Genomic DNA, 9,001 nt, shown 5'->3' with positions numbered 1-9,001 from the left:
TTGGTGGCATCATTTTATTTCAGGAAGTGGTACCGGTTTGGTTCAGGGCGGAAACGCTGGTGAATTCAAAACCATCAATGATGCCCTGCTGGCGAGCTATGCCACAGCAAAGCATGCCATATTCAACACCTATGAAGGCTGGGCCAAAGCCGGAAAGGTTGTTAAGAAAAACTCAAGACCTTTCCTGATCTGGGGTCGCCCGGTGGAGAGAAGAGATGAATACGGAAAGACATATTCCTACTTTCCGGTACGCTATCTGTACTCCAATGCCCAGGTGGTTGATCAGGTTCAATCCTGACAGAACGCCCTTTCGCAGTGCGGCCATAACGGCCGCACCTTTTTTTTGTTCACAAACCTGATTGGAATTAATGATGCCGATCCCAGTTGGATCCACTCAATTGTAATCCATGATGGGGAAGGTCCGGGTAAAAAGCTTTTACGGGACAGATTTCGCCTCTCCTAAAGAAGTAACTGTGGTAAGTTTTTTTGGAAGTTTGTTCCCAGAACTCATTAAAATCTTTATGATCCGGATAGATATGTGATGAATGATCCACTGCATTGGGATGATGTGACTGAAAAAACCGGACGGTTTCTTTTCCTGCCGTATCATTATCAAGGTACAGATTTACTCTGGAATACCCGGCAATAATATCCGCTGCTTTCTTTGCAAACGAGACGGAATTAAGAATAATGGATGTGTTATTTGGGAAAGAGTTGAAGTAACAGGCAGCAGTCAGAAAATCGAATACGCCTTCAAAAATGTTGATTTGCTCCGGATCAGGTCCACGAACCGTGCTCAGGTATTTCGGACTCGTGGATCCCTTGAAGTACCGGCTGCGCAGTTCATATCCGCCTTTGTCATTTCTGAAGGCCAGCGCATAATAGGTTTTATCGGTGGAAATGATCCTGTATCTGACTTCCGACAAAAAGAAAACGGCTATCCGGTAAGGGATCTGTCGTTTGAACAGGTATTCTTTCAACCGGGTATCCTCAATAATTTTATTGGAGATGATCTTCAGGTTTCCTTCATTCCCTGTATCATCAGCGGATAAACGTGGATCATTTTTCATAGCAAGGTTATTTGTGATTAGAGGTTGACAAGTGTTACCTTCCAATATTTCCAGAGCTCCCCGCCAGTCTGTATGATGCAGGTGCATGACCAATTCAAGGATCGAGCCTCCGATGCCCAGCCCGTGGTCATACCAGAGGTTTTTGCGGTTATTGACATTGAAACTGGGATTCTTTTCGTTTCGCAGGGGTGAGAGGTAAAATAACTCTCGGTTATCTGTACATCTTACGGGACTGTGCCCAATGGAACTGAGATAATCCGCGATTTTAATACTTTTAGCTTCTTCTATCTGCATTTTATATTTGTGTATATCTGTAAATCATTACACTTTTTACACTTTTTGTCTTTATATGATTATATATCAACTATTTAAGCAGTGTAATTTCAGTGTAAATACCGTGTAAAAAGGGATAGTTACAGGACTTTTCATTTCTTGGTCTTTGCCAACCGTGTAAAAGATTACACTGATTTTACACGGTTTTCTTGTGTTTTTACACGGCATTGTCACTGCTATATAATTATATTTCAATAAGTTATCTTCAAAAGTGTAAAAAGTGTAGTTTTTTCAGGGATATATAGTATTATTTTTTATCCGGACGTTTTTAAAATGATTTCCTTTTTCCCCACTGCGTGTATAAAGGATCCTGGGTGAGTAGTTCTTCTCGATTTCATTTCGGAAACTGGCTTTCTTGAAGGGCTTATTGCCGGATTGAGCACAATATTCCGTGTAGCTTTCATACAGGTCCTGGTACACTTCATAGGTATTGCTTTCAATCGTGCACCGTTCACTGATGAATGCTACCACACTGTTGCATCCTTCCAGGTAATTGAAGATTTCTTCTTCAGAACTTGAAGGTAAGGTGAAGGCCTGATCATGGATCAGCTGTCCCAGGCCCTCCAGCAGCCAGTTAAAGATCCCGCTGATTTCTGCGTCCAGCTTTTTTAACAGGTCAGGATCGCAATGGTCGCCTTCAAAGCTTCGGTTGAATTTTAAAATGAAAATCCTTCTGAAGAATCCTTTCGAGGTATCAACGGTCTGGGGAAGATCGTTGGTGGCAAACAACAATTTGCAATAGGGTTGAAACTTGATGGGATTCTTAAATTTTGCATCTCCGGTCAATGTTTCACCGGTGATGATTCGTTTAAAAATCCCACTGGAAAAAGATCCTTTGTGGTCAATTTCACTGCAAAAATTTACCAGTTTGTTTTGCAGTTCGACAATGTAATTCTTATTGCTCAGCTGATTGAGTTCAATACTGGAATAGTTGTCCTCTCCCAGGATTTTTTCCATGACCTGTAGAATAATGCTTTTCCCATTGCTCCCTGTGCCAAGAAGTATCAAAGCTTTCTGAAAAGAAACCATTGAGGTCAGGCAGTACCCCAGGAACTCCTGGAGCAGTTTGATCTTATCCCTGCGATCGTGATCCGGTTCGAAGATTTCATTGACAAATTGAATCCAACGTTCGCACCTGGCTTCCGGATCAACCGTGACATTGATCCGGTTGGTGGAAAACATGCTCTTGGTCTCTTCAGAGTGAGGCACCAGTTTTCCTTCTTTTAGGTAGTAGATCCCATTCATGGTATTCAGTGCATACTCATGAAAATTGAGATTGATCTCATCTTCCGTCTTGTGCGTCATCAGTTTGAGAATATCCACGATATTGTTTACCCGGGCCTGGCGGTACTTTTTATCAAGAAGCTCCAGGATCTTTTTTTTAATGATCTCCAGTTCAATCGGCCGCCAGTAATGATCAATATAGGAATAAAAGGACTGATTATAGAAGAAGATATCCATCGAATCGATGATCTGTCTTGCTGCCGCCAGATCGTTTTTAGGTGTATCTATGCTATTCATCTGCTAGTTTTCGATTAGATGATTATTCTTCCGGAGAGCTTGCAATAGCTCCGATTTCTTGTATAGGATGCTTCGGCCGTTTTGATAATATGGCAACTTCTTTTGCTTTTTCCACTTTATTATTGTCGGCTCTGATATCTGCAGATATTTGGCTGCCTGACGCTGGGTCAATAAATCTTCTTCCAGGTTACTTCTCATGGTTGGATTCGTGTCTTTCACTTCTGAAAGGCATTCTTTGATAAGATCTTTGAACTCATTGATATTTAAGTTCATAAAAATTGATTTTACCATAGCAGATTATTTTTAAGTTGATTGAATTCTGCTGGCAAAGAAAAAGGTTGGTTTAAGCAAAAAAAATACAGCCTGTAATTGCAGGCTGTATTTATAAGAAAGCTATATGTATGATAAACCGATTCTTACGTGTTGATAAGTTAAAAGATCATAGATAATATTTCAAACTGATACCTATTAGTTTTTCCATTCTTGCTATGGATAGTTCCCTGGCATCTTCTCTATACCAGTACCTATCAAAGTTACTGTCCGTAAATCCTTGTTCACCAAACTCCTTTCTTAAAAACGATTTTATTTTCTTTTTCTGATTTTGTTTAAAGTATCCCCTGTTATTCAGATACCACATTAATGAAATCAGCAGGCTGCATTCTTCGTTCCATTTGATCGTATAAGCATTCTGAACCTTGAAATTATATTTAGGGAAGATAAAGTTCTCAAAAACAAAATCTTGTATACTTCCTTCTATGTCTAAAATTAACTTATCGCGTCCAGTGTTATAGTTTTTGTTTAACTCAGTAAGAATTTTTAGCAGACTCCCATGATCTCTTAAACATTCGATCTTTGCTGCAGACCTGAGATGATAGCCAGCACCATCCTGTTTTCCATTACTGTTCTGGATTATCATTTTCTTATCATTGATCCAGTCATAAATGGTTTCAATCTTTCCGGTATTGTATACATCATCTTTCCAGTAAGAATATCTTGCCTGTCTGATAACCAGGATCATAAAATGCTCAAAATCCGCCATGTTTGATTCGAAGTTTTCTCTGAAATGGAATTCTAGCAGTCTATCCAGTTGCGCATGATTGAAGTTCTGGATATGTCTAATCATGAAGAAGATGTATTTCTGAGCAAAATCTTTCCCTTGTTCAAACTCGTAAATTCTACCTGAAGTAGTATCCAGGTAGTATTTATATCTGGTTCCGACCGCATCATAATCGTACCTACTCATCTTTTTTACTTTTTCTTAGGTTTTTTCCTTTCTTTTTGGACTTCCTGGGCTTTTTATCAACCAGATCCCAGGTATTTTTCATCTGGTCAGCTTTAAACTGTTCAGTTATTTTAAGGTACTTATTTAGTGTACTATCCTTTTTATGCCCTACAATTTCCTTGATTACCTTGGGATTCATGTTTAACATGAGTGAGTTTGTTATAAAAGTCTTTCGGGCAACATGAGAAGTGATTAATTCATGTTTAGGATAGGTGTATTCTGTTGGTTGGTTGCCAGAGAATCTTACAATCTTGATCATTTCAGTGAATTTCGCTTCCTCGCAACACTTTTTAATATATTGATTTAATTTTTGTTGCGACATTTTAGGTAAAAGTCTGGCTGAGTCTTTTGGGTAGCGATCAATAATTTCCTGGGCGAATTTGTTGATCGGGATCATTTCCATACGTCTGGTCTTTTGTATAGATTTAATAATTTGACCGTTCTTAACATGATCCCTTGTCAACTGTAAGATATCTGAGATTCTAAGTCCCGTAAAACATCCAAAACAAAATATATCTCTTGCTTTCCGATAATTATTTTTTTCGAACGTAAAATCCTTGAGGGTCATAAGTTCTTCCAGAGTCAGAAATATTACCTCATTTTCCTTTTCAGTTGCTTTGAATTTAGAATAGAACTGGTTTTTATGATAACCCCTGTCCCCTGCCCAATTCATAAATGATTTCAGGGTAGAAATTATTTTTGCGAAATAATTATCAAGTATTTCCCTCTCTAAAAAGGCATAATTTCTTAGCTTATCATAAAACGTCAAATTGATCGTATTGAAGTCAATGTTAAATCCGGTAGCATCTTCGAAATCCTTCAAGAATGTCTTGGTGGTTGTATAGCCCTTTATAGTTCTTTCTGCCTTGGTCGATTTACTTGAATCTATATATTCCTGCAAGGCAGTGAAAAATGTTTTTTTGCCTGATTCCATTTGACCCACATTCTTGATCTGGTTCTTCAGGTAGGCATCAGAAAGCGAAATTCCATTTTCAATCGCATTGCTGATAGTGTCTTCGGCTATTTTCCGATAGGTCTTAATTCTCTTGTTTATTATTTGGTGAAAATTATCCGGTTCGTGCGCCGGATTTGGTAAAACCAACTGATTCTTTGCCCAGTATTTTGGTTTAATCATGAAACCAATATGAATAACCGAACGCTGATTGTTGTAGGTAATTCGCATGACAATGGGTTTTTCACCTTTCTTGTTCGGTTTTCCCGGTTTCAGATAAAAATGTACATTTGCAATCATCTCTTTGTGCAATAATGGATGAGAAGCAAACCTATAAAATAATAATGAGTATCCTGAATGAGTACCCAGAAAGTTATTAAATTTTATTTAACCGGATTTAAACAGGGTAATGTACATAATTAATTAGTACTGATTATTAGCATCTTAACGAAATATCATTTAACCTGATTTAAATAATAGTAAGTCCGGCTCCGGGTACAGATATTCCAAGAAGGCTGCCTCGCATTCAAGGCAGCCTTCTTTTTTGAACAGCTTCCTCTATCAAGACCACACGTGCGTGGATTCGCTCAATCCAATTTTTTTAATCCTTTTACAGATCGTTTGAATAAATTAATAGTACTTTTGTTTCGTATTTAGACGAAATACTAAATGAAATGGTTGTAAAACAAAATTATTTCTCCGAAGATCAGGTAAAACTGGCCCGTTTCAGCAAGGCCTTATCCAATCCGGTGAGGGTCTTCATCCTTGATTATCTCATCAGCAACATGGACAAATGCTGCTACAGCGGGGATATGGCTGAAAACCTTCCCATTGCGCGTTCTACTCTTTCAGAGCATCTGAAAGAACTTAAAAATGCAGGATTGATACAGGGTGAAATCAATCCTCCCTTCATTAAGTATTGCATTAACCGTGAAAACTGGGAGGAAATGAAACAATTACTGGTCAGATTTTTAAATCAATCCGCCGAAAATTCAGGTTCTAAAAAATGTTCAAAATAAAATTCTAATGGTTATGGAAATCAAAATCTTAGGGACGGGATGCCCCAAATGCAAAACACTTGACAAGACCGTCCGCGATCTGGTGGAAAAGGAACAGATCCAGGCGACGATCATTAAGGTGGAAGACATCATGGAGATCATGAGCTACGGGATCATGTCCACACCGGCCCTGGTGGTCAATGGAAAGGTTGAAATCAAAGGACGGGTTCCCTCGTATGAGGAGATCAAAGAAGTTTTAACAAAGTACCAATGACAAAAATTCAAGCTATGAAACAGTTATTGATGGCAACCATTGCCCTGATGATGGGCCTGGTTCATCTTTCCTGCAGTGGCCAGCCACAACAAAAGCCAAACACTTCCAGCAGCGAAGTAAAATCTCAGGTCGGCCTTTACTATTTCCATTTTGAAAGAAGGTGCAGTACCTGCATCTCGGTTGAAGAAAAGTCAAAGAAGGCTTTCGAGGAACTGTTCCCGGAGCAGGTCAAAGCCGGTGAATATTTCTTCAAAGGTGTTAACCTGGATGAAAAGAGCAGTGCCGAAATTGCCGATGAACTGGGCGTGGGAATGCAAACTCTGATGGTGGTGCATGGTGATACCAAAATTGATATCACCGGCGAGGGATTTATGTATGCCCACGATTACGACAAGCTGAAAGAAGAGATCAAAAAGGCGGTTGAAAAGGCATTAAAGGGATAAACCGATGGAATTCCTGCAAAATATACTCGATACTTCCCAATATGCGATCCTGACCGCTTTCATTCTGGGACTGATGACCGCCATCAGTCCCTGTCCCCTGGCCACGAATATTTCCGCTATCGGATTCATCAGCAGGGACCTGGAGGATCGCCGGAAGGTTTTTCTCAAGGGATTGGTCTATACCCTGGGCAGGGTAATTTCCTACACCGGTCTGGCAGTAATCATCTATTTGGGAGCCAGCAAAATAAACATAGCATCGGTATTCCAGGGCTGGGGCGAGAAACTGCTGGGACCCTTGCTGATCCTTATCGGATTGTTCATGCTGGATATCCTGAAAATCAAATTTCCCGGCTTCTCCCGACTTTCAGAAAAGATCGGCGGTAAAAGCAAGGGCAGCTACTGGAGCACGCTTTTACTTGGGATCATCTTCGCCCTTGCCTTTTGTCCCTACAGCGGGGTATTGTACTTTGTCATGCTCATCCCGATGACCGTTGCCAGCGCAAGCGGCCTTTACCTTCCGGCTGTCTTTGCCATAGCCACCGGTTTGCCTGTCATCCTCTTTGCCTGGCTGCTGGCTTATGCCGTCGGAAACGTCGGTAAAATCTACAATCGGATCAAGACATTTGAGATCTGGTTCAGAAGGATCGTGGCGGTTCTCTTTATTGGAGTTGGTCTGTACTATGTGATCATCATTTACTTTTAAAATTTTTTGACTTTTTATTTCGGATTTAATCGAAATGATTGATAAAAAAGGTTTTATGGAAAACAGAAAAGAATTAAAAATACTTTTTTGGATCGCTGTCATTTTCGGTGTTGCTTTTTTTCTTCCCCTTGAAAGCGTGCGGTTCAATACCGCCATAGATGCCACGCTCGACCTGGTGAAATGGTATGCCCGGGAGCATGTCATCCTTTGTCTGCTGCCCGCATTCTTTATTGCAGGAGTCATTGCAGTTTTTGTCAGCCAGGGTTCTGTGCTGCGCTATTTTGGCGCCAATGCCAAAAAGTGGCTTGCTTACACTGTCGCATCACTCTCCGGAACAATATTGGCGGTCTGCTCCTGCACGATCTTACCGCTTTTTTCAAGTATCCATAAGCGGGGTGCAGGTTTGGGACCAGCAATCGCTTTTTTGTATTCCGGCCCGGCCATTAACATACTTGCAATCATTCTAACCGCTAAAATTCTCGGTTTTGATATGGGTCTTGCCCGCGTCATCGGGGCAGTTTCATTCAGTGTCATCATCGGGATCATCATGTCGCTGATCTATCATAAGGAGGAAAAAATAAAAAGGGAGGAGCAGATGAACATTGCGCTTCCCCCTGAAAAAAGGCCGATGTGGCAGACTTCCTTCCACTTTTTCACCCTGGTCCTCATCCTGGTGTTTGCCAACTGGGGCAGACCTTCCGGTGATGACGCATCCAGCTTCTGGTATTACCTCTGGGCCTATAAGTGGTATATCACCGGATTCTTCAGCCTGATGCTGGTCTATTCCCTGATCGCTATCCTCAGGATCAAATGGCAATGGGTCATTTCAGCGGTTTTTATCACAGCCCTTTCCATCTGGTTATCTTCCACATTTATTGAGAATCCAAAACTGGTTCCCCTGGTCCCCATGTTAGTGGGAATCATTGCCCTGAGCATCATGACTCTGTTTGATAAAAGAGATGACGAAAACAGGGAATGGGCCTTATCTGCCTGGGGCTTTGCCAAGCAGATCATGCCATTGCTTGGGATTGGGATCGTTACCGCCGGTTTTCTGCTGGGCTCCACCCACGATGATACGGCCATTGCTGGCATCATTCCCAATGAATGGGTACAATGGCTGGTGGGAGGAAATTCGGGGCTTTCCAATTTCTTTGCCTCTATTGTAGGAGCATTTATGTATTTTGCCACCCTGACCGAAGTTCCGATCGTGCAGGGGCTGATCGGCGCAGGAATGGGCAAAGGGCCGGCGCTGGCTCTGTTGCTGGCCGGACCTTCCTTATCGTTGCCCAACATGCTGGTCATCCGTGGAGTGATCGGAACGCAAAAAACCATTGTCTATTCAGGTCTTGTGATCCTTATGGCCACATTGTCCGGAATGCTTTATGGAGCCATTTGATAGTCGGAAAAAATGTCAACTTACTTGCA

General features: G+C 41.2%; 11 protein-coding genes. 6 read left to right on the top strand and 5 right to left on the bottom strand.

Annotated elements, in window-relative coordinates:
* Positions 1 to 298 (top strand): hypothetical protein (locus PKI34_08665; protein ID HNS17879.1); only part of this gene is annotated, 298 nt, incomplete at its 5' end.
* A 67-nt stretch (positions 299 to 365) separates the two neighbouring features.
* Here PKI34_08665 and PKI34_08660 read toward each other — a convergent pair.
* From PKI34_08660 to PKI34_08640, 5 genes are all read right to left on the bottom strand, one after another.
* A complete protein-coding gene (locus PKI34_08660; GenBank protein HNS17878.1) occupies positions 366 to 1,364 on the bottom strand; it encodes a toprim domain-containing protein in 999 nt (332 codons plus the stop codon).
* A gap of 270 nt (positions 1,365 to 1,634) precedes the next feature.
* Entirely contained in the window at positions 1,635 to 2,924 is a 1,290-nt protein-coding gene (locus PKI34_08655) for a phage/plasmid primase, P4 family (GenBank protein ID HNS17877.1), read from the bottom strand.
* Between the two features lie 3 nt (positions 2,925 to 2,927).
* Positions 2,928 to 3,197: a helix-turn-helix domain-containing protein gene (locus PKI34_08650; protein ID HNS17876.1), complete on the bottom strand. Its 270-nt coding sequence runs from the start codon at positions 3,195 to 3,197 to the stop codon at positions 2,928 to 2,930.
* Positions 3,198 to 3,363: 166 nt separating this feature from the next.
* Entirely contained in the window at positions 3,364 to 4,167 is an 804-nt protein-coding gene (locus PKI34_08645; GenBank protein ID HNS17875.1) for a hypothetical protein, read from the bottom strand.
* A complete protein-coding gene (locus tag PKI34_08640) occupies positions 4,160 to 5,458 on the bottom strand; it encodes a tyrosine-type recombinase/integrase (GenBank protein HNS17874.1) in 1,299 nt (432 codons plus the stop codon). The genes PKI34_08645 and PKI34_08640 overlap by 8 nt, the downstream gene beginning before the upstream one ends.
* A gap of 374 nt (positions 5,459 to 5,832) precedes the next feature.
* On the opposite strand from PKI34_08640, the gene PKI34_08635 reads away from it, so the two are divergent.
* The 5 genes from PKI34_08635 to PKI34_08615 are packed head-to-tail and all read left to right on the top strand — an operon-like array spanning position 5,833 to position 8,972.
* Positions 5,833 to 6,177, top strand: coding sequence for a winged helix-turn-helix domain-containing protein (locus tag PKI34_08635; GenBank protein HNS17873.1), 345 nt, complete (start codon positions 5,833 to 5,835; stop codon positions 6,175 to 6,177).
* 13 nt (positions 6,178 to 6,190) lie between these two features.
* Complete coding sequence (locus PKI34_08630) at positions 6,191 to 6,430, top strand: thioredoxin family protein (protein ID HNS17872.1); 240 nt, start codon at positions 6,191 to 6,193, stop codon at positions 6,428 to 6,430.
* Positions 6,431 to 6,444: 14 nt separating this feature from the next.
* A complete protein-coding gene (locus PKI34_08625; protein HNS17871.1) occupies positions 6,445 to 6,873 on the top strand; it encodes a nitrophenyl compound nitroreductase subunit ArsF family protein in 429 nt (142 codons plus the stop codon).
* A gap of 4 nt (positions 6,874 to 6,877) precedes the next feature.
* Complete coding sequence (locus PKI34_08620) at positions 6,878 to 7,576, top strand: aromatic aminobenezylarsenical efflux permease ArsG family transporter (protein HNS17870.1); 699 nt, start codon at positions 6,878 to 6,880, stop codon at positions 7,574 to 7,576.
* A 55-nt stretch (positions 7,577 to 7,631) separates the two neighbouring features.
* The gene (locus PKI34_08615) at positions 7,632 to 8,972 is read left to right on the top strand and encodes a permease (GenBank protein ID HNS17869.1); all 1,341 of its coding nucleotides are present in this window, start codon (positions 7,632 to 7,634) and stop codon (positions 8,970 to 8,972) included.
* The last annotated feature ends 29 nt before the right edge of the window (positions 8,973 to 9,001 follow it).

The sequence above is a fragment of the Bacteroidales bacterium genome, from assembly GCA_035342335.1.
GTDB lineage: Bacteria > Bacteroidota > Bacteroidia > Bacteroidales > JAGONC01 > JAGONC01.
Note: the sequence above shows the minus strand (reverse complement) of the source record. Positions and strands in the feature narration are given on the sequence as shown.